The 24,967-nt window shown below is 39.8% G+C and carries 23 protein-coding genes; all 23 read right to left on the minus strand.

Going from position 1 to position 24,967, the window contains the following annotated elements; genetic code table 11:
• Window position 1: 1 nt before the first annotated feature.
• Entirely contained in the window at window positions 2-1,273 is a 1,272-nt protein-coding gene (gene hisS, locus KH109_RS02240) for a histidine--tRNA ligase (protein WP_295215320.1), read from the minus strand.
• Window positions 1,273-2,700, minus strand: a complete 1,428-nt coding sequence (hemZ, locus tag KH109_RS02245) for a coproporphyrinogen dehydrogenase HemZ (RefSeq protein ID WP_295215323.1) — start codon at window positions 2,698-2,700, stop codon at window positions 1,273-1,275. The genes hisS and hemZ overlap by 1 nt, the downstream gene beginning before the upstream one ends.
• Window positions 2,693-3,184 (minus strand): Fur family transcriptional regulator, encoded by a 492-nt coding sequence (locus KH109_RS02250; protein WP_024065550.1) that lies wholly within the window; start codon window positions 3,182-3,184, stop codon window positions 2,693-2,695. The genes hemZ and KH109_RS02250 overlap by 8 nt, the downstream gene beginning before the upstream one ends.
• Before the next feature lie 39 nt (window positions 3,185-3,223).
• The gene (locus tag KH109_RS02255) at window positions 3,224-3,859 is read right to left on the minus strand and encodes an MBL fold metallo-hydrolase (RefSeq protein WP_060923966.1); all 636 of its coding nucleotides are present in this window, start codon (window positions 3,857-3,859) and stop codon (window positions 3,224-3,226) included.
• On the minus strand, window positions 3,859-6,099 hold the full coding sequence (locus KH109_RS02260; RefSeq protein ID WP_060923967.1) for a bifunctional (p)ppGpp synthetase/guanosine-3',5'-bis(diphosphate) 3'-pyrophosphohydrolase: 2,241 nt from the start codon (window positions 6,097-6,099) through the stop codon (window positions 3,859-3,861). The genes KH109_RS02255 and KH109_RS02260 overlap by 1 nt, the downstream gene beginning before the upstream one ends.
• A gap of 11 nt (window positions 6,100-6,110) precedes the next feature.
• Window positions 6,111-8,093, minus strand: coding sequence for a single-stranded-DNA-specific exonuclease RecJ (gene recJ, locus KH109_RS02265; protein WP_295215366.1), 1,983 nt, complete (start codon window positions 8,091-8,093; stop codon window positions 6,111-6,113).
• Between the two features lie 195 nt (window positions 8,094-8,288).
• Window positions 8,289-9,707 (minus strand): [FeFe] hydrogenase H-cluster radical SAM maturase HydG, encoded by a 1,419-nt coding sequence (hydG, locus tag KH109_RS02270; protein WP_060923969.1) that lies wholly within the window; start codon window positions 9,705-9,707, stop codon window positions 8,289-8,291.
• Between the two features lie 289 nt (window positions 9,708-9,996).
• The gene (gene fetB, locus KH109_RS02275; protein WP_105085890.1) at window positions 9,997-10,761 is read right to left on the minus strand and encodes an iron export ABC transporter permease subunit FetB; all 765 of its coding nucleotides are present in this window, start codon (window positions 10,759-10,761) and stop codon (window positions 9,997-9,999) included.
• Complete coding sequence (locus tag KH109_RS02280) at window positions 10,758-11,414, minus strand: ATP-binding cassette domain-containing protein (RefSeq protein WP_295215329.1); 657 nt, start codon at window positions 11,412-11,414, stop codon at window positions 10,758-10,760. Before KH109_RS02280 ends, fetB begins: the two co-directional genes overlap by 4 nt.
• A gap of 213 nt (window positions 11,415-11,627) precedes the next feature.
• Window positions 11,628-11,912: a 50S ribosomal protein L27 gene (gene rpmA / locus KH109_RS02285; protein ID WP_004696430.1), complete on the minus strand. Its 285-nt coding sequence runs from the start codon at window positions 11,910-11,912 to the stop codon at window positions 11,628-11,630.
• Between the two features lie 12 nt (window positions 11,913-11,924).
• Complete coding sequence (locus KH109_RS02290) at window positions 11,925-12,239, minus strand: ribosomal-processing cysteine protease Prp (protein ID WP_119206461.1); 315 nt, start codon at window positions 12,237-12,239, stop codon at window positions 11,925-11,927.
• 2 nt (window positions 12,240-12,241) lie between these two features.
• Window positions 12,242-12,553 (minus strand): 50S ribosomal protein L21, encoded by a 312-nt coding sequence (gene rplU, locus KH109_RS02295; protein WP_004698652.1) that lies wholly within the window; start codon window positions 12,551-12,553, stop codon window positions 12,242-12,244.
• Between the two features lie 204 nt (window positions 12,554-12,757).
• The gene (locus KH109_RS02300; RefSeq protein WP_295215337.1) at window positions 12,758-13,330 is read right to left on the minus strand and encodes a manganese efflux pump MntP family protein; all 573 of its coding nucleotides are present in this window, start codon (window positions 13,328-13,330) and stop codon (window positions 12,758-12,760) included.
• Window positions 13,331-13,356: 26 nt separating this feature from the next.
• Window positions 13,357-14,784 carry an Rne/Rng family ribonuclease gene (locus KH109_RS02305; RefSeq protein WP_295215340.1) on the minus strand — a complete coding sequence of 476 codons (1,428 nt, stop codon included), beginning with the start codon at window positions 14,782-14,784 and terminating at the stop codon, window positions 13,357-13,359.
• A gap of 116 nt (window positions 14,785-14,900) precedes the next feature.
• The gene (locus KH109_RS02310; protein WP_178884685.1) at window positions 14,901-15,596 is read right to left on the minus strand and encodes a TIGR03936 family radical SAM-associated protein; all 696 of its coding nucleotides are present in this window, start codon (window positions 15,594-15,596) and stop codon (window positions 14,901-14,903) included.
• Window positions 15,568-17,451: a TIGR03960 family B12-binding radical SAM protein gene (locus tag KH109_RS02315; RefSeq protein ID WP_295215344.1), complete on the minus strand. Its 1,884-nt coding sequence runs from the start codon at window positions 17,449-17,451 to the stop codon at window positions 15,568-15,570. Before KH109_RS02315 ends, KH109_RS02310 begins: the two co-directional genes overlap by 29 nt.
• 57 nt (window positions 17,452-17,508) lie before the next feature.
• On the minus strand, window positions 17,509-18,612 hold the full coding sequence (gene rodA, locus KH109_RS02320) for a rod shape-determining protein RodA (RefSeq protein ID WP_082717856.1): 1,104 nt from the start codon (window positions 18,610-18,612) through the stop codon (window positions 17,509-17,511).
• 8 nt (window positions 18,613-18,620) lie between these two features.
• The gene (locus KH109_RS02325) at window positions 18,621-19,544 is read right to left on the minus strand and encodes a P-loop NTPase (protein WP_295215347.1); all 924 of its coding nucleotides are present in this window, start codon (window positions 19,542-19,544) and stop codon (window positions 18,621-18,623) included.
• 1 nt (window position 19,545) lies between these two features.
• Window positions 19,546-21,468 (minus strand): penicillin-binding protein 2, encoded by a 1,923-nt coding sequence (gene mrdA / locus KH109_RS02330; RefSeq protein WP_295215349.1) that lies wholly within the window; start codon window positions 21,466-21,468, stop codon window positions 19,546-19,548.
• Between the two features lie 23 nt (window positions 21,469-21,491).
• Complete coding sequence (mreD, locus tag KH109_RS02335; RefSeq protein WP_060923980.1) at window positions 21,492-21,983, minus strand: rod shape-determining protein MreD; 492 nt, start codon at window positions 21,981-21,983, stop codon at window positions 21,492-21,494.
• Entirely contained in the window at window positions 21,980-22,897 is a 918-nt protein-coding gene (gene mreC / locus KH109_RS02340; RefSeq protein WP_060923981.1) for a rod shape-determining protein MreC, read from the minus strand. Before mreC ends, mreD begins: the two co-directional genes overlap by 4 nt.
• A gap of 1 nt (window position 22,898) precedes the next feature.
• Entirely contained in the window at window positions 22,899-23,936 is a 1,038-nt protein-coding gene (locus tag KH109_RS02345) for a rod shape-determining protein (RefSeq protein ID WP_060923982.1), read from the minus strand.
• A 168-nt stretch (window positions 23,937-24,104) separates the two neighbouring features.
• Window positions 24,105-24,803, minus strand: coding sequence for a DNA repair protein RadC (gene radC, locus KH109_RS02350; protein ID WP_105094535.1), 699 nt, complete (start codon window positions 24,801-24,803; stop codon window positions 24,105-24,107).
• Between the last annotated feature and the right edge of the window lie 164 nt (window positions 24,804-24,967).

Raw genomic sequence — 24,967 nt, forward strand, 5'->3', positions numbered from 1 at the left:
GTCATCCTTTCACCAAAGAAGTTATACGTTCAGAAACTGTATCGAGTGGTACAGTTTCTTGTTCACTAGTTTCCATGAATCGGATTATGGCTTCCCCACGAGCCAATTCATCATCACCCAATATGATAACATATTTTGCATTAATTTTGTTAGCATATTTTAATTGTGCCTTCATACTCTTACCCTGTCCGTCCATTTCAACGGATACATATGCATCATGCAATGCTTGGCAAATTTTGAAAGCCTCTACCTTAGCCGCATCACCAAGAGCTACTACGAATGCAGATGGCTCTACAGTTTGTTCCGGTAATAAGTTTTGTTTTTCAAGGGCTAATAATAAACGTTCCATGCCCATCGCAAAACCGATAGCTGGTGTATGAGGACCATCAAGTTCCTCTACAAGGCCATCGTAACGACCACCACCGGCTACTGCACTTTGAGCCCCTAATGGAGTATATTGCACCTCAAATGCTGTTTTTGTGTAATAATCAAGGCCACGTACTAAACGAGGATTTAATGTATATTGCACATTAGCAGCCGTTAAATAAGTTTTTAATTCTTCAAAGTGATCATGACATTCTTCACATAAATGTTCGTGAATTTCAGGAGCACCTACGGACAAAGATTTGCATGTTTCATTTTTGCAATCCAAGATACGCAACGGATTTTTATACAAACGTTCTTGGCAGTCACTACATAATTGTTCTTTTTTAGGCTCAAAGAACTCAATTAATTTTTCACGGTATACAGGGCGGCATATTGGACAGCCTACAGAGTTCACCTCTACATTGAGGTCTTTAAGGCCAAAGTCTTTCAACAATTGTACGACCATGCAGATAACTTCACTATCCACTACAGGGGATTGAGAACCTAATACCTCTGCCCCAAATTGGTGGAATTGGCGGTAACGGCCAGCTTGTGGTTTATCATGTCGGAACATAGGCCCCATGTAATACCATTTTGTTAGACCTTCTTTACCGTATACTTTATTTTCTAAATAGGCCCGTACTGCAGATGCTGTATTTTCAGGGCGCAAGGTAAAGCTAGAGCCACCATCATCACCCGTAGTAAATGTGTACATTTCCTTTTGTACTACATCTGTAGTTTCACCGATACCGCGCAAGAATAATTTAGTTTCTTCAAAGGCAGGTGTGCGAATTTCGTTGAACCCGTATACCTTACAAATTTCACGCATACGCTGTTCAATATAGTGCCAATTTATCATTTGCTCTGGCAAAAAGTCTTGTGTACCTCTTGGTTTTCTAATAGCCATTACACAACCTCCCAAAATTTTTTACAAATTCTATGTCGTTTCTCTAATAGTGCATCTATCGTTGCGTGGTAAACATCTACATCCTTTGGCATATGCTGTTTCAATTGACGATATTCAGGGGCCCGCATCCACTTAGATGAACTACCTGGTCCCATGGAAAGAATACTTTGTCGTTCCTCCATAATCTGAATATTATATTCACACGCTTTGCCGGGCAAGGTGTAGCCGATATTCTCTAACTGCCCTCTCATATATTGTTGGCGGTATAGATAATATGGCACATAACCAGCCGCTTCAAGACGCTCTTTACCATATTGTACCATGTCTGCCACGAGATGTTCCTCTGGAATATCATCTTGCATATTTAAATCATACAATGGGCTGCCACGTTTTAATGCTAACGTATGAATTGTAACATTTTCCGGCAGATTTTGACATACATAATCCATATTCTCTATCATGTTTTGCATCGTTTGATGCGGTAAGCCTGCAATAAAATCCATATTTACCGCTAGAGATGTATTGGCTTTTACATATTGTAATAGTTCATCAATATCACGTGCACTATGGCCGCGGCCAATGCTCCGCAAAATATCATCTTGCATGGTTTGCGGATTAATGCTGATACGATTTACACCTAGTTCCAGCATAGATCGTAGTTTCACAGGATTAACGGAGTCTGGACGCCCAGCCTCTACAGTAAACTCATGACCTTCAGGAACAAGTATAGATAGCTGTTTCAGAACTTGGTGAAAGTCTTCGTCCCCTAGCACCGTCGGTGTACCGCCCCCCATATAGAGGGTATCTACCGTTAAGCCATAAGATTCAACAATAGTTTTCATATCCTCTATGTCCCGGCCTAAGGCAGTTAAAAATTGGCTTTTACCATCATAGTCCTGATAGAGTCCATACGGAAAGGAGCAGTAAACACAGCGGGTGTCACAAAAAGGAATGCCACAATAGAGACTCACCTTTTTATCGTCTGTATCAGCTAAAAATGGACGTTGGTATTCACCTATAGAGCCTAAAGTGGCAAGTTTTTCCATAGACACAGAAAACTCGTCCCTAATGTGACGAGTTGCTGTGTGGACAGAGCCATATGTATCTATATATTTATGTAGTAGCTTTGTAGGGCGTACACCGACCATAGTCCCCCATGGTGCATCAACTGGCAAGCCTTGATATTCACGCAAATAGCTTAACAAAGCTTGCCCTATTTGACGTCGTCCCATAGAGGAAACGGGACCTTCAAAAGTCTGAACTGTGTCACCAATGGTAACTGTTAAGGTATACAATCCATCGACTTCATGAGCTTCAAGAATAACATCTGGATGCACCTTGTCAGAAAACAGGCCTGCAGCACCACAATTATGAGCCACTACAGAACCAAGCGGTAATGGTCCCGTATATAGATATCCATTAAGCATGGTGATGAGCCATACGTTCTAATTTGTCAAGCTCTGCTTCAGTCATATGATTTTGGCAATCGCTGCAATAACCATATACTTTCAATTGATGGTCGATAGTGCGGAAGTTCAATTTTTTAGCAATGATGGATTCTAGTGTTTCAAGCATATCATCTTCAAACTCGGATACTTTGCCACATTTTACGCAGATCAAATGATGGTGGAAATGAGCAAACTCTTCGTCGTTCAATTCGTAACGGTTACGACCATCGCCGAAATCAAGACGTTTCAACAAATCAAGTTCAGTGAAGAGATCAAGTGTTCTGTAAATAGTAGCCAAGCCGATATCAGGAGCCACTTCTTTTACAAGTACATATACGTCTTCTGCACTTAAATGATTTTCATCAGCATCGATGAAGGCTTGTAAAATTGTTTGACGTTGTGTAGTCAATTTGTATTTTTTGTCTTTAATGCGTTCTTTTAATTTTTCTAATGTTGTATTCATGATAACTATCCCCTTTACTTCTACAAAATTTTATAAAACCTACGCTCCAACGAATGGATTGTATTGTTTTTCATAACCTATATTTGTTTCCGGCCCATGACCAGGATACACCATAGTATTATCAGGCAACTTATAGAGCTGCGTTTTAATGGATTCCATTAACGTCTCATAAGAACCATTTGGAAAATCTGTACGTCCCACAGAATCTCTAAATAGTGTATCGCCTACAAATACAAGGCCTTCCATATAATAACATACCCCACCTGGCGTATGACCTGGCGTTTCAAGTACTTCAAGGTCAATAGCGCCACATGTAATATGGTCACCTTGCTTAACCTCGATGATATCAGCATTTACCTTAATGGGTGTAGGATTGCTATAGGCGCTGAGATTTAACTCAGGATCTGCCAAATATGGTACATCACCCTTTTGAATATATACAGGCACATGATATGTATCTACAATATCTTGAACGCCACCAATATGATCACCATGACCATGGGTTAACAAAATCGCCTTTGGTTTTAAATCATGTTTCTTTAAAGACTCTAATACTTCAGCAGTAGCAGGATCAATAATGAAAGCTTCTCCTACCTCTTTATCTCCGATAACATAACAGTTAGTCCCTAATGGACCTAATGGCATGCGCATAAGCACTAATTGTTGTTCACTCATTAAGCCCCTCCTTTACTACGTTGTACCGTATATACTTCACGAATACGACGCAACTTAGTCATAACAAAATCAAGTTGTGAAATATCTCGGATATCAACAACTACATTGATACTTACGGTTTTAGTATCTTCTTGAACCTTTGCATTGATGTTTGTAATGGTGATTTTCAATTCTGAAAGTACAGCCATAACCTCCATCAACAGACCATTTCGATCATAAGCTTGGATATCGATGCCTACGTGGAAAGATTCACCAGAGGAACCATCCCAAGAAACTTCAATCATACGCTCTAAATCTTCTGGCGTATGCCCTAGACTCGTACAATCAGAACGATGAATAGATACGCCACGGCCCCGCGTAATATAACCGATGATATCGTCACCAGGTACAGGACTACAGCACTTCGCCATACGCACCATAACACCAGCTTCACCTTTTACAAGAACACCCGTACCATTCTTGGTCGTTTTCGGACCTTGAGCTTTTAGTTTCTCAATGATTTGTTCAGTGCTGTGTTTAGACTCTTCTGCTTCTTTAGATTTTTTATAGAGTTCAATTAACCGCAATAGAACAGTGCTTACAGGGATACCGCCATAACCGCAAGCGGCAAACATTTCTTCTTCTGTACATGCTTTGAGCTGTTTCGTAACCTGTTGAAGTCGATTATCGGTAATCAATTCTTTCCAGTTATAATTTAATCGTTTTGCTTCTTTTTCAAGAGCTTCTAAGCCTTTTTCAATATTTTCAGCTTTATTTTCACGCTTGAACCAGTTGCGTATTTTACTCTTACTTTCAGAAGAACCTACGATATTAAGCCAATCAAGGCTCGGACGACCGGTTTTAGATGTAATGATATCTACGATATCACCATTTTGCAAGGTGTAATCAAGAGGTACAATTTTACCATTTACCTTGGCACCTACGCATCTATGCCCTACATCGGTATGAACACGATATGCGAAATCTAGTGGAACAGAACCTATCGGCAATTTAACAACATCGCCTTTTGGTGTAAATACGAATACTTCACCGGAGAATACGTCTAATTTTAAAGCGTTTACAAGCTCTGTTGGATTACTTGTATCTTGCCATTCCAATACTTGGCGCAACCACGCAACCTTTTGGTCGAAATCCTTATCGCCATTTTTATTGCCTTCTTTATAACGCCAATGCGCTGCAACACCGTATTCAGATACGCGGTGCATTTCCCATGTACGGATTTGAATTTCTACAGGTTGCCCCATGGTACCGATAACCGTAGTATGTAACGATTGATACATATTAGATTTCGGCATGGAAATATAATCTTTGAAACGATATGGCAATGGTTTCCACAAACTATGAGCAATGCCTAGTACCGCGTAACAATCAGGAATTGTATCAACGATAACGCGAACTGCAAGCAAGTCATAGATTTGAGATAAATCGCGATTGTCCTTTTTCATCTTCTTGTAAATACTGTAGAAATGTTTTGGACGACCTTTGATATCCGCCTTAATATGAGCTTCGCCTAAAGCCTTAGTGAGTTGACTCATCGTATCATTTACAATGTCTTCACGAGCTTGGCGTTTTTGTTTCATTTGATCTACAAGATCATAGTATTTTTCTGGTTCTAAATACCGGAATGATAAATCTTCCAGCTCCCATTTCACATTGAAGATACCAAGGCGATGTGCTAAAGGAGCAAAGATTTCTAATGTTTCCTTGGCAATGCGCTTTTGTTTGTCGCTACGCATATGCTTTAAGGTACGCATATTATGTAGGCGGTCACCTAGTTTAATAACAACGACGCGCACATCCTTCGCCATGGCTAAAATCATCTTCCGATAATTTTCCATTTGCCGATCTTCTTTTGTTTCATATTGGAATTGGTTTAATTTCGTTACACCATCAACAAGGAATGCTACTTCAGAGCCAAACATTTCCTCCAAGTCTTCCTTTGAATATGATGTATCCTCAACCACATCATGCATGAGTGCTGCCATAAGTGTGATATGGTCAATTTGTAAGTGTGCCAAAATATCAGCTACTGCTAGTGGATGCATGATATACGGTTCACCAGAAGCTCTAAGCTGACCTTCGTGAGCCTTATCTGCAAGCTCAAAAGCCTTTAATACTTGGTTACACTCATCATCTGTTAAATAGGTATGGATATACTCCATAAATTCAGCTAAAGCTTTTCCTTTATCAAAAGTGCTTTGTTCTACTAAAGCTTTGCCTTCTTCATTTACAGTTGTCATGGTGTCACCTCCTATACACTATAGGTAAGAAATGTTACGGACGTGACAAGATCTAATTTTCCTTCAATGGCATTCCATCTTAGCATTAATTGACCATCATCACTGGTATATTCTTCTATGATGCCCAACTCCTTAAATACATCTAAGGATGTAAGGGCACTGCGATTATTTTGATCTGCCGGCTTACGGCGCAAAATTTCTTGTTCCACATTATAAACCGATTGACTACGACCACGCATAGCTTGTTTTACTATGACATACATTTGTCTAAGACCTTCCGTGGAAAGCGTAATCGGCTCTTCAGTGAGCGGTTCAATAGCTTGGATCATAAGCTGTGGAGAAACCATCCCTTGCCATTCATTCTTTTGCAATGAAAATGCTACTTTCACCACAGTTCCAATGAATATAGTTTTAAATAAATCGGGACGATTCCAAGCAATGGCATCCAATGTGCCACTAGAGGTTTCTAAAATCACCTTGCAATGATTTTTCAATTGTCCCATTAGCATTATATCTTGTACGGTTGCTTCCATAACGGCAAAGACCGGCGTACTATTGGCCATACCATATGGCTCAAGGGCTGATACGCGGTCAATAATATCTACATCGATATCATCAACGGGTAGTTCCGCATCAATAGCAACAACGGGAATGTATTCCTCTGTTGTTACATGCTCCTTACAATATGCAGTCAAACGGTCTCGCAACTCATCTATACGATTTGCATCAATACTGAAGCCTGCTGCTGCAGCATGGCCACCGAATTGTAATAACACATCTTCGCAAGACTTCAGTGCATCGTAGATATTAAAACCATCGATACTACGACAGGAGCCTTTGCCAATGCTATCGTGGATACTAATAACCAGGGTCGGCTTATAAAACTCCTCAACTAAGCGAGAAGCCACAATACCGATAACACCAGGGTGCCAGTCTTCACCGGCTACAACGGTTACATAGTCTGCCTTATGGCCTTGGTTAGCCACATCGATACGAGCTAGTTCGTGAATATTTCTCTCTAGTTCTTGACGCTCACGATTTGTTTCATTTAATTCTTCAGCAATCGCTTCAGCCATGTCAGCATTATCAGTAACTAGCAACTCAACAGCACGTGTTGCATGAGTTACACGACCTGCTGCATTGAGCCGTGGGGCTAAGGTGAAACCAATATGTCCAGATGTTATAGTTCGCTCATGGAGACCTGCTACATCGACTAGCTTTTTAATTCCTAGATTTGGATGACTATTCATCTTTTCAAGGCCTGCTTTTACGATGATGCGGTTCTCACCGACTAACGGCACAACGTCCGCCACAGTGCCTAATGCAACGATATCTAAATCATCTAAATACCATTCACCAGTCTTTGTAAGCCACAATGCTTGGCATAATTTAAAAGCAACCCCAACACCGGATAAGTTCTTATCCTTGTAGTGACAGTCCTTTTGCTTGTGGTTAATAACAGCCTTTGCTCGTGGAATCATCTCTGGTGCCGTATGATGATCTGTAATAATCATATCGATACGATCTCGTACAGATTCTACAATATCGTAAGAACTAATACCGCAGTCTACGGTAATCACTAAAGCTGTACCCCGTTCTATAAGGTGCTCTAAAGCATCTAAATTGAGGCCATACCCTTCACTTTGACGCTCTGGTATGTAATAGGTAACATCAGCACCTAGTTTCTTTAAAAAACGATATAGAACAGATGTGGCAGTAATGCCATCTACATCATAATCACCATAAATAACGATTGGTTTATGTTTTTCAATTGTCTCCTGAACTAGCGAAACAGCTACATCCATATCTTTTAATGCGAATGGATCTAACAAATCAGACAAAGAGCCTTGTAAAAACCGACGCCCTTCATCAACATCTATGTGGCGATTAACCATTAATTTGGCCACAATAGGATTCACACCAAGTTCACGGATTAAGATATTCTCTTGTTCTTTGTCGCTTGTGGAAATGCGCCAACGTTTTTTCTTAATCATCATATCCCTCAGTAGTTTATAATCAATATTAGTATAAAACTTCAACGTATTATCATTATCATTTTTATTTATTATACATCAAAAAGTGAACAAAATAAACTATTTTATATATTTTATTCTCATTTAAGCTTTGTGTTTTTCTCAACAAAAAAGAACCTCCCATTATCAATAGGAGGTTCTCGATCAGTGAATTACTTAGAACCGGAAGTCTCGTTCGCCGTCTTTCATCTGTGCAATATAAGCTTTAGCTTTATCTTTAACTAAATCATTTTTGATATTTTCTAACTGTTGTTCAATAACCTTAGCGCCATGAGCTTTAGTTTTTTCATCACCATAATCCATGATGTATTCGTTCAATGTCATCAATGCATTAGGTTGGCAACAGTTATGGATTTGACCGGATTTAGCGAGGGCCATAAATCTGTCCCCTGTTCTACCTGCTCGATAGCATGCAGTACAGAAGCTAGGCACATATCCAAGATCTAGTAACCAATCTACGATTTCATCTAATGTACGTGTATCACTGCGATCAAATTGAGCCGAATTATCCTCTGGTTTCTCTTCTTCTTTGTAACCACCTACGCTAGTACGAGAGCCCCCACTAATTTGGGAGATACCTAATGCCAAACCGCGTTCACGCATGGATTGACTTTCACGGGTAGACATAATCATACCTGTATACGGTGTGGATACACGAATAAGAGCAACGATTTTCTCAAATATATCGTCAGGTACAGCATTACTGAAATCATCTACATCGATATCATCAGCTGGACAAATACGAGGTACAGAAATTGTATGTGGACCTACACCAAATACTGCTTCTAAATGCTCTGCATGCATCAACAAACCTACAAAATCATATTTATAATGTTCTAAGCCATAAAGAACACCGATACCTACATCATCAATGCCACCTTGCATAGCGCGGTCCATCGCCTCTGTATGGTAGGCGTAGTCGCTCTTAGGGCCTGTTGGATGAAGTGCTTCGTAGTTTTCTTTATTGTACGTTTCTTGGAATAATGTATATGTACCAATACCAGCTTCATGTAATTTCTTGTAATCCTCAACGGAACAAGCTGCAATATTTACGTTTACACGGCGAATTTCGCCATTTTTATTTTTAATACCGTAAATAGTCTTGATAGATTCCAAAATATATTCAAGAGGATTATTAAGAGGATCTTCACCAGACTCAATAACAATGCGCTTATGCCCCATTGCTTCTAAGGCAATAACCTCTTCTCTAATTTGGTCTTGAGTCAACTTTTTACGTTTAATATCGCGATTTTTAGAGTGGTACGGACAGTATACACAACCATTAATACAATAGTTAGACAAATATAATGGTGCAAATAGAACGATGCGATCACCATAAATAGCTTTCTTGATTTCTTTAGCTAACGCATAAAGCTTTTCCTTATATTCAGGCAACGGACATTCTAATAGAACAGCTGCTTCTCTATGATTTAACCCCTTAAATGTAGCAGCTTTTGCTAAAATAGCATCTAACAACTCCCGATTTTCCTTGTTTTCCTCTGCATAGGCAAGGGTGTCAAGGATTTCCTGATGGGAAATAAATTCCTCCGCCTTTGGAGATTTTACATCATACATAGTACTTACCTCAAATCTTTCTAGTGGCAACGCCACCCCTCTTTAGGTATATGAAAGTATATGACAACCAGTCTTCTGGTATTTCACTGATACTGTACATAGTATACCACTATTCCTACTAAAAAACATAGGAATTTGACACACAATAATAAAAGGTTACTCCCTCATAAGAGGAAGCAACCTTTATAATATGGGAATTTCTAATTTATATCGATTATCTATATCGAATATGACTAAAATGTATGTAATTAAATTAATTCCTTATTTACTATTAAGATTTTAATAGAAATTACTTATATAATTGATTTCTAGTATTAAAAAATGTCCTATAAGACAACTGGCACGTAATAAAACAAGCAATGGATATAGTGGATAACGACATAAATGTAACGATCATTTGATATTTTACAGCTTCTAATGGAGGCATGCCTGCTAGGATAAGGCCTGTCATCATCCCCGGCAGCGCTACGATACCTAATGTCTTGGCACTATCTACAGTAGGTTGTAGACCCGTCTTTATAACATCACGAACTATCGCTTTCGAAGCTTGTTTAGGTGTACTACCCAAGGCTAATTTAATTTCCACCTCTTGTTTACGCAATTCAAAATTTGATAGCATTTGACGATAACAAAGCCCAATGGCTACCATAGCACCACTAATGACCATACCACCAACAGGAATCAATTGGTACGCAGTAAAACTAAGCACGCCAGTTACCAATAAAATAGATAAGGTTATCCATGCACCAATGGTGATAGCAAACCAAGAAATCCATAACGCATGCGGAATCCCTTGCCCTCGTTTAGCTGAGTTATAAGCGGCATTAAAAGCCATAAATCCAAGTAAGCCAATAATAAATATTGGACTTTCCGTACTAAAAATATAGGATAAAATAAACCCGATGACTAATAGTTGAACTGTAGCACGTATAGCACTGATGAAAATATCCTTTTCTAGCTTCAATTCTTGTCGATAAGACATAATCATACTAATAATAACTAGCACTGATGCAAGGCACAACGATATAGTAGATATAGTTTGAAACTGACTCATATCAGTACCTCCTCTTTAGCTAATTGACCGTCTACGATAGTGATGCGGCGATTTGCAGTACGCAAGCTTTGCTCTTCATTATGAGTAATGGAGATAATGGTGATCCCCTTTTTATGAAGCTCATCAATAACATTTTCTACAATAGATGTATTCGTCGCATCTAAGGCAGACGTAACCTCGTCTAAAAGCAACACTTTAGGCTCAAAAATAAGGCTCCGAATAAGGCATATTCGTTGCATTTCACCACCAGACAACTCATCATTACCGCGCTCCATATAATTTAGTGGCATATGTAGTAGATCAAAGAGATATTCTATACGACTCATATCCGGTTTTAAACCGCGAATATCAAAAGGAAATAGAATATTACGACCTACTGTTTTCGCAAACAAATAAGGTCTTTGAAAGCAGTAGCCCACCTCTCTACGATAAGATTCAGGATCTATAGCCGTTAAGGGACGATCATTATAAGTAATAGTTCCCGATGTAGGACTAATCAGATCACTACATAATTTTAAAAGTGTACTTTTACCACTTCCAGAAGGACCTACAATAGTAATATAATCGCCTTGATTTACCGATAAAGATACATCACTGATAATAGATTTGTCTTTTACAATATAAGATATATTTGATAATTCTAGCAGCGCCATAAAGCCCCCTATCTCGTCATATGTATATTAATAGCAAAATATCGACTCACTGTTGCTAGTTATTTAGTATTCTTAAGCATAATGATTCTAATTATTTTATCATTACCAATATGATAATGCTAAGCTTAATTATAATATATCTATCAGACACACACTACAGAAAACAAAAAATCCCTAGTGGAAAACCACTAGGGATTAATAGTCTTTGTAAAATTAAGCTTCTACAGGGTATACGCTAACTTTACGGTTGTAACGACCAGCACGTTCGAATGCTACTTTACCAGGCACAAGTGCGAATAAAGTGTCATCTTTACCGATACCTACGTTAGTACCAGGGTGGAAGTGAGTACCACGTTGACGAACGATGATGTTACCGCTCTTTACGATGGAACCATCATGGCATTTAACACCAAGACGTTTAGATTCACTGTCACGACCATTACGAGTACTGGACACACCTTTTTTATGTGCGAACAATTGCAAATCAAAAGTAAACATTAAGTTCACCTCCTATATTTCGTGTATTTGGACAAACTCTGGATATTGACGGCTAATTTCCTCTAGACCGAGAAGCATAGTCCCCAGAATATCCTGTCCACTCTGGTTAATCGTCCCAGAGAGAACCATATCACATCGACCTTCGCTATTCGTATATTCCCCTTCTTGTTGAGCAATCTGGGTAAGTCCTAACATTGCCGTTGCCGTTAAAGCAGACACTGCAGCACATACGATATCGAAGCCATGCTCATCATATCCTGCATGACCGGATAGGTGACAACCAATGACTTGACCATCACTATTCCGCTGGATTTCAATAGAAACCATAATTAAGCTTGGATAGATTCAATACGAACTTTTGTGAACGGTTGACGATGGCCTTGACGACGACGGTAGTTGGATTTAGCTTTGTATTTGAATACTAAGATTTTTTTACCTTTACCATGCTCAAGAACTGTACCTGTAACTTTTGCACCGTTTACAAGAGGAGCGCCAACTTTAACGTCGCCGTCATTCACTACAGTCAAAACTTCTTCGAATGTAACGGACTCGTTAGCAGCTGCTTCCAATTTTTCGATAGTAATTACATCGCCTTCAGCAACGCGATATTGTTTACCACCAGTTTTAATAATTGCGTACATGAGAACACCTCCTTGTTATCGAACTCGCTGAATTCGGTATCCCGACCCGAACTTCGGTCGGGCGTTTAAACCTGCTTCACGCGGATTGCAAAGTTCAGTAAACCAAACTAATACTGATATAGTATATCGTATTTACCTATCTATGTCAAACAAAATTCAACATACATAGCTCAGTTTATGATACTTTCATATATATACAAACCTCTAAAATTCTCCAATAATACCGAGGTGTTGTAAAAGTATTTTTGTACCGATGAGAATCAATACACCCCCACCTAGTATGTCTGCATATTTTCCCACGAACTGGCCCATAAATTTGCCTAGGTACACACCAATAAGAGAAATACCAAAGGTAATTACCCCTATCATAGTAGAGGCTTCCCATACATTAATAGGTAGAAAAGCAAAGGTTAAACCAACCGTCATCGCATCAAGGCTAGTTGCCACAGATAGCATAATCATTTCCCAAGCACCTAAAAACTGTTTATCATCATCTTCATCGTCATCACTAAGGCCTTCTCGTATCATAGCAACACCTAAATAGCCCAGAAGTCCAAAGATAATCCAATGATCCCATTCAGATATGACATCGATAAACTGGCGCCCAATAAGCCAGCCCATAACAGGCATGAGAAACTGGAATAACCCAAATAAGAATGCCAATGTAACCTTTCGGCCATTTTCACCTACCGGCATTGATAAACCTTTACCAATCGATACACCAAAGGCATCCATGGCTAGACCAATACTAATTAATATAATTTCAAATACAGACACGAAACTCACCTATAAAAACTACTTACTTATTCTGCTACTGCCATCAAAGAATATCCTTCTCGGCTAATTTGTGAATTCACTACAATCGAAATCTTACGCCCTATAGAATCGCCTAACTCCTCAAGGACAGCCTTAGTTAAGTATTGGGCTACCTCTGGATGTACTTCGATTTCTAGATTAGATTTAATGCGACCTGATTTAAACAGCTCACGTATACGACGGATAATTTGCATGTATACAGTTCTACCTGACAACATGTATCCAGTGCCTCCACATTGAGGACATGTATCAAACATCAAAGTTTGCAAACCTTGACGGGCACGCTTTCTTGTCATCTCCACAAGACCAAGCGAACTAATACCACATACCACAGTTTTCATCTTATCTAACTTGGCCTGTGCGCTCAACAATTTTAACAACTCTTGTTGATGGGACTTATCCTTCATATCGATAAAATCGACGACGATAATACCACCAATATCGCGCAATCGCAATTGTCGACAAATTTCCTTTGCCGCCTCTTTATTGACTGTAAAAGCCAGATCTTCTAACTTATTAGACTTACCTGTGTAATGAGCCGAGTTTACATCAAATACGGTGAGAGCCTCCGTATGATCAATACGGATAGAGCCACCGGAAGGTAGATTGATATCACGAGAGATAAGATCTTCTAATTGTGGTTCAATATGATTGGCTTTAAAGATAGGTGTGCTACCACGGTGACGTGTTACTTTAATTTGCTGTGATGTAGGCCCATGACCTAAGAGATCCAGCAATCGGGACTCGCCCATATCAGAATCTACAATAATCTCTTCTACATTGCGATGCGCATAGTCTCGCACAAGGCGGAACCAAAAATCCGCATCACTATAGAGATCAGTACCACTCTTAGCCACCTTAAATCGTTTTAATACATGTTGCCATGTACGCCATAAATATTCCATATCACGACCGATTTCGTCAGCACTAGCCTTGGCAGCTGCGGTACGAATAATAAATCCACAGCCTTCCTGTACATAAGGCGCTGCTAATTCTTGTAATTTAGCACGTACTGCTTCATCAGTAATTTTCTTAGAAATATGCATGCCTTCAGAATATGGTAAAAGCACCATAAAACGTCCTGCCAAACTCACATCAGCTGTAACGCGAGCACCTTTACCAAGCATTTCCTCTTTTACCACTTGTACGAGAATTTGTTGTCCCACAGATAGGCGTGGCAAGATTTTCTGTTCTTTCCCCTGTTGAAGGTTCAAATACGCATTTTGCGAGCCCCCTATATCAATAAAGGCCGCTTGCATACCGTTTAATACGTTCTTAACAGTGCCTTTGTACATATGATTTGCCATATGAGACTCATCAGTACGTTCTAAGACAAAGTCTACTAACTGTCCATCTTCGTCGATAACAGCCATGCGGATTTCTTCTCGCATAACATTGACCAAAATTTTATGCATCCTATCCCTCCCTTCGTTCAATTTAAAATATATAGCTCTTTTAAAGCACTAAAGCGTATATAAACCGCTTAAGATTTATGTAGAGATATTAGTAATTAAGATGTATATAACGAGTATTAGTAGTTAATTTCCAATGGAGTGTAACGACCTTCTTCGTTTTCCACCATAATCGCTTTACGGTGAATTTCATAGCCACTTGTAATAGGCCAGTTATATTGGTCTTTACCAAGGTTCCATACCTCACTAGGTTTAATAGTACCTTGCGGATAGATGCCGATGCCCATAGTAAGGGTTACCATACCGTCCTTAACAGATGCTACGATAGGTTCTTTTACAAATTCTTTCACATCAATAGTGCGAGTTTTCTTAGGCGTTACCTTTTCATAAGAAATCTCCGTAGCTTCATTGAAAGATTTGAGCAAAGCATCCCAATCAGCATGTTCATCCGTTACAGGACCTGTTACTTCGTAAATAGCAAAGTTACAGATAGCCATCATCTTTTTAACCTTTTCAGGCATTTCCTTGCCACCTAGCACCTCAAGACCTGGCGGTGCTACGCGGTTCAAACGCTCCATAATGGACTCTAAAGAGTCCTCTTCTAGCACATCCATATCGATATATTCAGCCGCTGCTGTTACACCTAGAGCAAGTGCAGAGGAAAAGCTAATTTTCATATGTGGATTAAAGCCTTCAGAATAAGCCATTTTAATTTCTGCGCGGCGAATCATACGTTCTACTGCTTGTGCATAATCAAGGTGCGACAAGAATCGCAATTTTTCGCCTTTATTTAAGGCCAAACGTAACTTTTTCAACTCTGCCACCCTCCTTATAGTCAATAATTGCAGTATTTAGCTCTGGACATACGTTACAGCCCTTACATGGACCGCGACGGCAATCACTTGTTAAGTTTGCCTCTACCGCTTGTTCCCACTCTCGTTTCAAGAAAGCTTTACTTACAGTGCAATCTAAATGATCCCAAGGTAATGGTTCGTCGAAATCACGAGTACGACGTGCAAAATATGCAGGATCTAAACCACAGTCAGCGAATGCTTGTAACCAAGTTTCATAGTTGAAGAACTCAGTCCAACCATCAAATTTACAACCTGCTTCCCAGGCTTTTACAAGAACTTCAGATAATCTACGGTCCCCACGAGCAAAGACAGCCTCCATGTAGCCAGTATAGCCATCATGATAGTGATAAGAAATATTGCGGTTATTGATGAGAGATTTTAAGTAGCGTTGCTTACGATGAATTTCCTCTACATCTTGTTGACCATACCATTGATATGGAGAATGTGTTTTTGGCACGAAGAAGGATACGCTCACAGTTACAGAACCATTGCGTTTACCCGTAATATCACGATGTAAATCAAGCACCTTATACGCCAAATCAGCAATACCTGCCAAATCTTCATCTGTTTCAGTTGGAAGGCCCATCATGAAGTACAATTTAACTGTATTCCACCCAGATTTAAAGGCATTTGTACACGCTGCCAATAAATCTTCTTCGCTAACGCCTTTGTTGATAACATCGCGCATGCGCTGTGTACCCGCTTCAGGAGCAAAAGTAAGACCACTCTTACGTACTTGTTGCACCTTTTTCGCAATATCGATGGAGAAACTATCGATGCGCAAGGATGGCAAGCTTACGCTTACTTGTTTGTCTTTGAACTCTTCCATGAGCATGTCTACTAACTCTGGCAATTTAGAATAATCCGCAGAGCTTAAGCTCATCAAAGAGATTTCATTATAACCAGTGTTAGCAATCGTATCCTTAGCAATTTGAAGCAAACGCTCTGGCGTCTTTTCACGAACAGGGCGGTATAGCATTCCCGCTTGGCAGAAACGACAACCACGTGTACAGCCGCGGAATAATTCTAGTACTGCGCGGTCATGCACAATATCTAAGAAAGGCACCACAGGTTTTGTAGGGTAAAATACATTTTCTACGTCCTCTACGATGCGTTTCTCTACAGCTGCCGGTACATCTTCAAAGCGAGGTGTAATAGATTTAAAATCGCCTTGTTCTGTGTATTCTACATCGTATAACGCTGGACAATAGGTACCAGGAATTTGAGCCACTTTACGCAAAAACGCCTCTTTACCACCAGGGAAACCTTTTGCTTTTTCAGCTTTATAGAGGTCGATAAATTCATCGCCCCATTCTTCGGATTCACCGAGAGATACAATATCAAAGAAATCTGCAATAGGCTCTACATTAAATGCACATGGGCCACCACATACGAGTAACGGGAAATCCATATCACGATCTTTAGCGTACATAGGAATGCCAGCCAAATCGAGCATATTCAAAATATTAGTAAAGCTCATCTCATATTGAAGCGTAAAGGCTAGTACATCAAAGTCTTTAATAGGCGTACGAGTTTCCAAAGAGAATAAAGGAATGTTGCGCTTGCGCATCTCCTCTTCCATATCGTGCCAAGGTGCAAACACACGTTCCGCTGCTGCATCATCACGACGGTTTACAAGACCATATAAAATTTTGATACCCAAATGACTCATGGCCACTTCGTATACATCTGGAAAAGCTAATGCCATTGTTACATCAACAGTACTGTGATCTTTTACGATACTGTTATATTCGCCACCCGTATAACGAGCAGGCTTTTGGACATGTTGTAACCATGACGTATCTAATTGAATCATACATCCTCCGTCTTTTCTGAAAGACTTCTTTCACAATCAATCCTATATATAGGTTATTTAAAAAATATATTTTGTCCGTTGCATTGCGATATTTAACAAAATACCAATACTCAACATATTCGTAGTCAATGCACTAACACCATAACTAAGGAATGGCAATGGAATACCAGTAACAGGCATAATACCAATTGTCATACCTACGTTTACGAGTACCTCAAAGGTAAACATGGTGGCAATACCTGTAGCTAATAACATACCAAAATTATCATTGCACATATACGCCACTTTAATGCTGCGATAAATAAGCATAAAGAGCAATAACAATACTATGATACAACCTACAAAGCCAAACTCTTCACCAATAACGGAGAAAATAAAATCCGTATGGTTTTCTGGTAAGAAGTTCAACTGACTTTGTGTGCCATTAAAAATACCTTTGCCAAAAATCAAACCAGAACCAATGGCAATCTTAGATTGGATAATATGATACCCAGATCCAAAGGGATCAATATCTGGATTTAAGAATACGAGAATACGTTGTTTTTGATATTCTTTCAGTACAAACCAGCCTAACGGCATCAATAATAAACCAGTGCCCGCGATGATTTTTATGAGTCTAGTTTTAATGCCAGAGATAAATAGCATTCCCACAAAAATGGCAATGTACACAAGAGATGTACCTAAGTCAGGTTGTAAAAATACAAGTCCAATAGGTACCCCAACATATAATACAGGCAATATTAAAGACTTAAATGTATCTAACTTGCCAATACGAGGCTCTAGCATTTTGGCCATACAGATAATCATCAATAATTTAGAAAATTCTGATGGCTGAATGGTAATAGGACCCAGTTGAATCCACCGTTGAGCACCCAATGCAGATGTACCAACGGCCATAACGGCAATTAACATCAAAAGGGTAATGCCATAAATGATATTGCCCCAATCCTTTAACCGATGGTAGTTAAGAAATTGCATGCCTATCACAACAGCTGCATTAGCAAGGAAAAATATAAGTTGCTTTACTACTAAACTACCAAATCCAATAGGCTCTTGATTAACATGAGTTGCACTGCCAATAGCTGCTAAGCCAATACAAACCAGTAGAAAAGTACATATGATAATAGCCCAGTCGCTATCATTCCATAGTTTCCGCCACATCATATCACCTATTTCAATTTACGACGGCGCCATAAACTTTGCTTACCTTGCACTAATAAACGCTGAGTAGTCCATCCACCGCGATTAATATACAAAACAGCATTCGAATCTTCAAAGATAGACTCACCAGCTGAAGCAAGAGTCGGTGTACATGATTCTTCTTTAGCCGCTTTTTTCTTAGTTACATAGGCATCAAATTGTTTTTGTACATCATAATCTTCCCAACAATCGCCTGTCACAACATAGTCTACAAGAGGTGCTAATACATTACAAAACTCATGAGAAGCAAGGTCTAACAAATGACCATCTTGTGTATATGTTAGGATATCTTCATCATAAGGAATCATACCCCCTACATACTCGGCGCGAAGGACTTCCAACATATCATATAAATCTATGTCTTCACTATCTACTGGCACTGCATTAAAGGCAATAGCAAAGTCGCGAATATTATGTTCTTGACACACTTGAATCATACGCGCCCCATTGCGCAAGGATACCCACAATGGATGTGTCACAATGATACAACGACTCACAAGATCTAAAATTGACTCAATGCCCTTACCAATCCCTGCTGGTGCATCGATCAGAATATAGTCATATACATCACAAAGTCGACGAACTAATTTCTTATACTTCTTTCGACCTATATCTTCCCAGCGTGCACTTTGACTAGCTGGTAAGAAATCTAGATTTTCTGCAATTGATACGATAGCATCATCTGTATATTCTTTATCTTCACTCGCATCAAGTGCATCATAGATAATTTCATCTGCCACGCCTAATACGAGATCCAAATCGCGCAATCCAAAGTCCCCATCACAGAGCAATACGCGGTGCCCTGCATGACTTAAGGCTGCACCCAAGCATGCAGTGACGGTCGTTTTACCTACGCCACCCTTGCCGGATACAACACCAATGATTTCGCCCATACTAATCCTTTCTTGGTTGCCCACTTGTTACTGCATTCTGAGGTTTCTGCCCATTAGGCGTATTCCCTACAGTTGCACTATCTTTATTACTTTTAGTATTTGTGTCATTCGTTTTTTTATTTAATGGTACATTGAAATATGCGGCTAACACATCACGTACGATTGGACCTGCAGAGCCCGCACCAAAGCTACCTTGTTCAACAAGTGCAACCACAACAATTTGTGGCTTATCATATGGTGCATAGGCTACAAACCAGCCATGATCTCGGCCATGTGCATTTTCTGCAGTACCAGTCTTACCAGCTACATTAATTGGGAAGCCTTTAAATAAGTCCCCTGCTGTACCGCCTTCATTTGTAACATCACGCAAACCTTCTCGAATAAGGTCCATAATATTTTTTGGAACTGGTAGAATACCTAATTTATCAGGACCGAAAATCTCTTTCGGAGTGCCATCTTTATTATCAATACGGCTTACCACATAAGGTTTATATTTAATACCACCATTAGCTACTTCGCTGAGCAAAACAGCCATTTGCAATGGCGTAACTAAGGTAAAAGATTGACCAATAGCAGCATCGAAGGTTTCACCTAAGTACCAATCTTCATCATATACTTTTCGTTTATACTCAGGGCTTGCCATAATGCCAGACGCCTCACCTGGTAAATTAATACCAGTCTTTTCGCCAATGCCAAAATAAGCAGCATATTTATCGAGATTTTCTATACCAACGCGATTACCCATTTCATAGAAGTAAACGTTATCTGACTTAGCAAGCGCTCTATTAAAATTAAGCCATCCTAAGGCTTCACCTTCTGCATTTCGCTTATCGATCAACCAGTGCTTACCACTGTCAAAGAGCATCTCTTCAGGAGTAACCTTTTTAAGATCTAACGCTGCTGTACCAGTAATAATCTTAAATGGTGATCCTGGTGGATATTCACCAGAAATAACCTTATTATCAAAAGGATGATTTTTATCATTATTCAGCTGATTCCATTGAGCAGTTGTAATCCCTTTAGAAAACCAGTTTGGATTAAATTCAGGTGCACTGACCATAGCTAAAATAGCCCCTGTATTAGGGTCCATGGCCACCACTGCTGCCCCTTGTGCGGGAATACCTTGCGCACGCAATTGATCGAGCTGGTTTTTAACAGCTTCTTCTGCAGCCTTTTGTAAATTCACATCGATGGTTAGATGAATATTAGCGCCTGGCACCGTATGTTTTCTATCTACTTCAGCCACGGGACGACCTGTAGCATCTACCTCAACTTGTTTACCACCATCGGTACCACGCAAAATAGAATCATATAATTTTTCGAGACCAGAACGACCTAAAATAGTACCACCACTTACCAGTGTATTAGGGTCTTGCTGTTTTAGCTCTTCTAATTCCTCTTCACTCACTTCACCAACATAACCAAATAATTGAGAAGCCATCGTTTCATATGGATAGTATCGAAGTGGCTCAACATCAATGGTTACACCTGGTAATTCATGACGATGCTCTTCAATGGTTGTCACTACGTCCATAGAAATATCATTAGCAATACGTATTGGCTCATAACCATACTTGTGATCATTAACCTTCTTTGTAATATCTTCAGGCTTCATTTTTAATAAAGCTGCCAATTTAGCAACTTCACCATCATCCAAAGCCTTTCCGGTAGGCATGATAGATATAGTATAGGCAGGTCGAGAGCCTACAAGAATTTGACCATTACGATCATACATAACGCCTCGTGCTGCAGTCATCGGTACCATGCGCAATCGGTTGCCTTCCGCCTTGGCTTGATAATAGCCACCAGCCAAGATTTGTAGCATAAACAAACGCAATGCTAACACTATAAATATACCCGCTACAATGTAAAAGAGTACATCAAAGCGACTCGTTTTTCTTCGTTTATAGAGGCCTTCAAGCACTCTTTCACCCCCTTACTAATTTATTACCAAATATAATCTTGCTGTTCGTCCTTACGCCACAATAATCCATGTACGATGGCCGCCAATAAACCGTTCCAAAATAGTACTGGTATAACCATATGCCACATATATACCCCTATATGTAAATCTCCGCCACTGGCCAATATCATTAAGCTGCGGATAAATCCATCAAGTAATGTACAAATGGCTACAATAGCACTGGACCAATACCAACGTTCTTCATAGAGTCGATGTTTCACTGCAGATAATAGGTAAACCACAAGAACGTAAGGGAATAAATGGAGCCCAAAGAAGTTAGATATCAATACATCATGTACAATACCACCTATAACAGCTGCCATCAGCCCCATATAACGACCTTTAAATAGTGTGACTATAACAATGGTGGTCAAAATTAAATTTGGCAACCAATTCGTATGAAAAATAGCAGGCAATAATTGCGCCTGTATAAAGTAAATTAAGAATCCACAGAGGACTAAAGCTAGACGCGTCATGGTTTAACGGCCCCCTTTGCCCCTTCAACTTGATCCCGTTGTGTTTGAGGTACTAGTTTAGGCTCAAGCCCTGGTTTTGGTGGTGCACTTACTGAAGATGATGTAAGGACAAACACCTCTTCTAAACGATAGAAGTCCACACTTGGTGTAATTACGGCATTCTTTACAAAACCTTCCGTATCATTTTCGATGGACTGTACATTACCAACAGGCAATCCTTTAGGGTAGATACCACCATACCCAGAGGTGATTAATTTATCCCCTACTAATACATCACCATCACGGGCAATATTTACCATTGATGGCGTACGAGGTGAGTCGCCATCACCTTTTACGACACCAGATAGGCGAGATTCAGGACGTTGTACAATAACACCGATTGCACTACGCGGGTCAAGAATGGTTTGTACTCGAGAAGAGTGAGGGTATACATCGGTAATAAAACCAACTACCCCACTTGGTACAACGACAGCCATATTGACAGCCATCCCTTCTTCACTACCCTTATCGATAGTGAAAGTATTTGTCCATGTGCCGTAATCCTTTGTAATAATACCTGCTAAAGTCATGGAGAATTCCGGATGATTGCTCTTATAGTTGAGCAATTGACGAAGTCGAATATTTTCTGCTACTACTTCATCATAGTTAACAACCTTTTGTTCTAATGCAGCCTTGCGAGATGCTGCCTCATCACTTTCAATAGTTGCAGAAATAGCATTATTGAGCACTGTAAAACCGGTTTGTACACCGTCAAGCAAACGGGCAGATCCATAAGCAAATGGCGTTGTAATACCTTCAAGAGTGACAGTAACAAAAGGAATACTAGTTCGTTGTTTCCATGCAAATCCGAGCAACGCTAATAGGATACAGCTAATGACAACAACGATAATTAACTTTTTATCTGACTGTATCATATTAGTCTTGGCCCTTTCTATTTTTAGAATTCACAATAAAACGTGATAAGCTCACCAAGTCAGATGAAGCCCCGTTAAGGCCCACAACGACTTTTGTCTCTGGTGCATCCGGAACATGTACAGGCACACCTAACTCGCCCCCGATACGCTCAGCCAAACCCGACAGTTGCGCAGTACCACCAGTAAGATATATTCCATATTGCATAATATCTGCTACAATCTCAGGTTCAGCAGAACGAATCATTTGTTTCACTTCATCTAAAAGACCAGCAATACAGTCATTAACAACTTGATATACCTCTGACTGATGAATAACACAACGTCTGCCTAAACCATTCATCATATCACGGCCTTGAAAGGCATATTCAGCATCTTCTAAAGGTGCCATAGCAGTGCCTACTGTATGTTTAATATCTTCTATAATTTCTTCAGAAACGATAACCCCAAAACACTCACGTACATAGCGTAGTAATGCATTATTGATATCTGAGCCACCGAAGCGAATCGTTTTACTGTCTACAATGCCGCCCAATGAAACAATGCCCATATCGACAGTGCCACCACCAATATCAATGACCATAGATCCACGAGCTTCAAAGATAGGTGCACCGCAACCAATGGCTGCAGCGACAGGTCGTTCGATAAGAAATACTTCGCGTGCTCCAGCCTGAATAACAGCATCCATCATCGCTCTTTGCTCAACGTCGGTCATCCCACAAGGAACACCAACAAGAACTCGAGCGCGGCGCAATGCATTAGACACTTTATTCAGAAAATAGTTAAGCATCGTGTGCATAACTCGATAGTCCACAATAAATCCATCTTTTAATGGTGTCAAAGGGCGCCACATATCGGGCATACGCAATACAAGACGTGCCGCTTCATCCCCAACGGCTACTACTTTTTCTTGTTTTGTATCAGTTGCTATAATAGATGGTTCGCTTATAACAGTTCCTCGCGTCCCCCCCATGAGGCGCGTCTGTATGGAACCAATATCTATACTTACATCTTTTCCTAGAGTAGGTAAAATGGAACTCATAGTAAAATCTCCTTCATTACATCATCATTCCATTTTACCACATATAATGCGACTTTATCTATTGAATAGAAAAGCACTCCTATAATGATGTATACATCTCTTCACTGAACAAATCAGAAAGAGTGAACTCATTATTATGAGTGCTTTTACTATTAATATGTGCATTCTCTAACTAAGTTTACCTATTTCACTAAGGCTAGTGAATTCATTATCACCAATAATAATATGATCTAATACTGGTATTCCCATAAACTGACCTGCACTAACAAATAACTTGGTAAGCCGAATATCTTCGTCACTAGGCCGGCTATCGCCAGATGGATGATTATGTATTAAGATAATGGCTGCCGCATTACAAGCTATGGCCTTCTTAAAAACAGCTCGCTGCTCTACGAGGCTAGATACTAAACCTCCATTCGAAATATGTTCTAACTGAATCAACTTATTTCGAGACGTCAACATAGCTGCCCATACATGCTCCACATCTTCGTGTCGCAGGCGCTCCATTACATATTGAGCAATGACAAAAGGTTGAGAAAAATCTTCGTATGTTTCCTTAATTTTTAGTTCCCCTAATCGTCGCCCCATCTCAAGAGCCGCACACAAAGTTACCGCTTTATCTGTACCAATTCCCTTAATTTTTATAAGCTCTTCAACGGTCATTCTATTAAGACCGTACTCCCCATCATCATAGGACTGTACAATATCACTCGCTAGCGATATGGCAGACTGACCTTTCACCCCAGTACGCAATAAAATAGCTAGCAATTCCTCCATCGCCATATGGGATGGTCCTAAAGCAAGAAATTTTTCACGGGGACGCTGAAATGGTAACATGTCTTTTACACTTACTGTTGGTACTTCCATAGAATCTCTCCATTCAAATAGATAACACCATTTGTAAATCTAACTACACACATCTACTCTCTTACTATATCAATAGCGCACAGCACAGCACAGCACAGCACAGCACAGCACAGCACAGCACAGCACAGCACAGCACAGCACAGCACAGCACAGCACAGCACAGC

Origin of the sequence: Veillonella sp. (assembly GCF_018381775.1) — a bacterium.
Taxonomy (GTDB): domain Bacteria; phylum Bacillota; class Negativicutes; order Veillonellales; family Veillonellaceae; genus Veillonella.

Excerpts from the sequence above, each read along its gene's own strand:
- KH109_RS02280 (WP_295215329.1), bottom strand. The coding sequence starts at position 11,414 with ATGGCGCTGCTAGAATTATCAAATATATCTTATATTGTAAAAGACAAA.
- hemZ (WP_295215323.1), bottom strand. The coding sequence starts at position 2,700 with ATGCTTAATGGATATCTATATACGGGACCATTACCGCTTGGTTCTGTA.
- mreD (WP_060923980.1), bottom strand. The coding sequence starts at position 21,983 with ATGACGCGTCTAGCTTTAGTCCTCTGTGGATTCTTAATTTACTTTATA.
- KH109_RS02345 (WP_060923982.1), bottom strand. The coding sequence starts at position 23,936 with ATGAGTTCCATTTTACCTACTCTAGGAAAAGATGTAAGTATAGATATT.
- KH109_RS02305 (WP_295215340.1), bottom strand. The coding sequence starts at position 14,784 with ATGCATAAAATTTTGGTCAATGTTATGCGAGAAGAAATCCGCATGGCT.
- radC (WP_105094535.1), bottom strand. The coding sequence starts at position 24,803 with ATGGAAGTACCAACAGTAAGTGTAAAAGACATGTTACCATTTCAGCGT.
- rpmA (WP_004696430.1), bottom strand. The coding sequence starts at position 11,912 with ATGTTTACTTTTGATTTGCAATTGTTCGCACATAAAAAAGGTGTGTCC.
- KH109_RS02315 (WP_295215344.1), bottom strand. The coding sequence starts at position 17,451 with ATGATTCAATTAGATACGTCATGGTTACAACATGTCCAAAAGCCTGCT.
- hisS (WP_295215320.1), bottom strand. The coding sequence starts at position 1,273 with ATGGCTATTAGAAAACCAAGAGGTACACAAGACTTTTTGCCAGAGCAA.
- KH109_RS02260 (WP_060923967.1), bottom strand. The coding sequence starts at position 6,099 with ATGACAACTGTAAATGAAGAAGGCAAAGCTTTAGTAGAACAAAGCACT.
- recJ (WP_295215366.1), bottom strand. The coding sequence starts at position 8,093 with ATGATTAAGAAAAAACGTTGGCGCATTTCCACAAGCGACAAAGAACAA.
- KH109_RS02325 (WP_295215347.1), bottom strand. The coding sequence starts at position 19,544 with ATGGGCGAAATCATTGGTGTTGTATCCGGCAAGGGTGGCGTAGGTAAA.
- mreC (WP_060923981.1), bottom strand. The coding sequence starts at position 22,897 with ATGATACAGTCAGATAAAAAGTTAATTATCGTTGTTGTCATTAGCTGT.
- KH109_RS02250 (WP_024065550.1), bottom strand. The coding sequence starts at position 3,184 with ATGAATACAACATTAGAAAAATTAAAAGAACGCATTAAAGACAAAAAA.
- KH109_RS02255 (WP_060923966.1), bottom strand. The coding sequence starts at position 3,859 with ATGAGTGAACAACAATTAGTGCTTATGCGCATGCCATTAGGTCCATTA.
- hydG (WP_060923969.1), bottom strand. The coding sequence starts at position 9,707 with ATGTATGATGTAAAATCTCCAAAGGCGGAGGAATTTATTTCCCATCAG.
- fetB (WP_105085890.1), bottom strand. The coding sequence starts at position 10,761 with ATGAGTCAGTTTCAAACTATATCTACTATATCGTTGTGCCTTGCATCA.
- KH109_RS02290 (WP_119206461.1), bottom strand. The coding sequence starts at position 12,239 with ATGGTTTCTATTGAAATCCAGCGGAATAGTGATGGTCAAGTCATTGGT.
- rodA (WP_082717856.1), bottom strand. The coding sequence starts at position 18,612 with ATGTGGCGGAAACTATGGAATGATAGCGACTGGGCTATTATCATATGT.
- rplU (WP_004698652.1), bottom strand. The coding sequence starts at position 12,553 with ATGTACGCAATTATTAAAACTGGTGGTAAACAATATCGCGTTGCTGAA.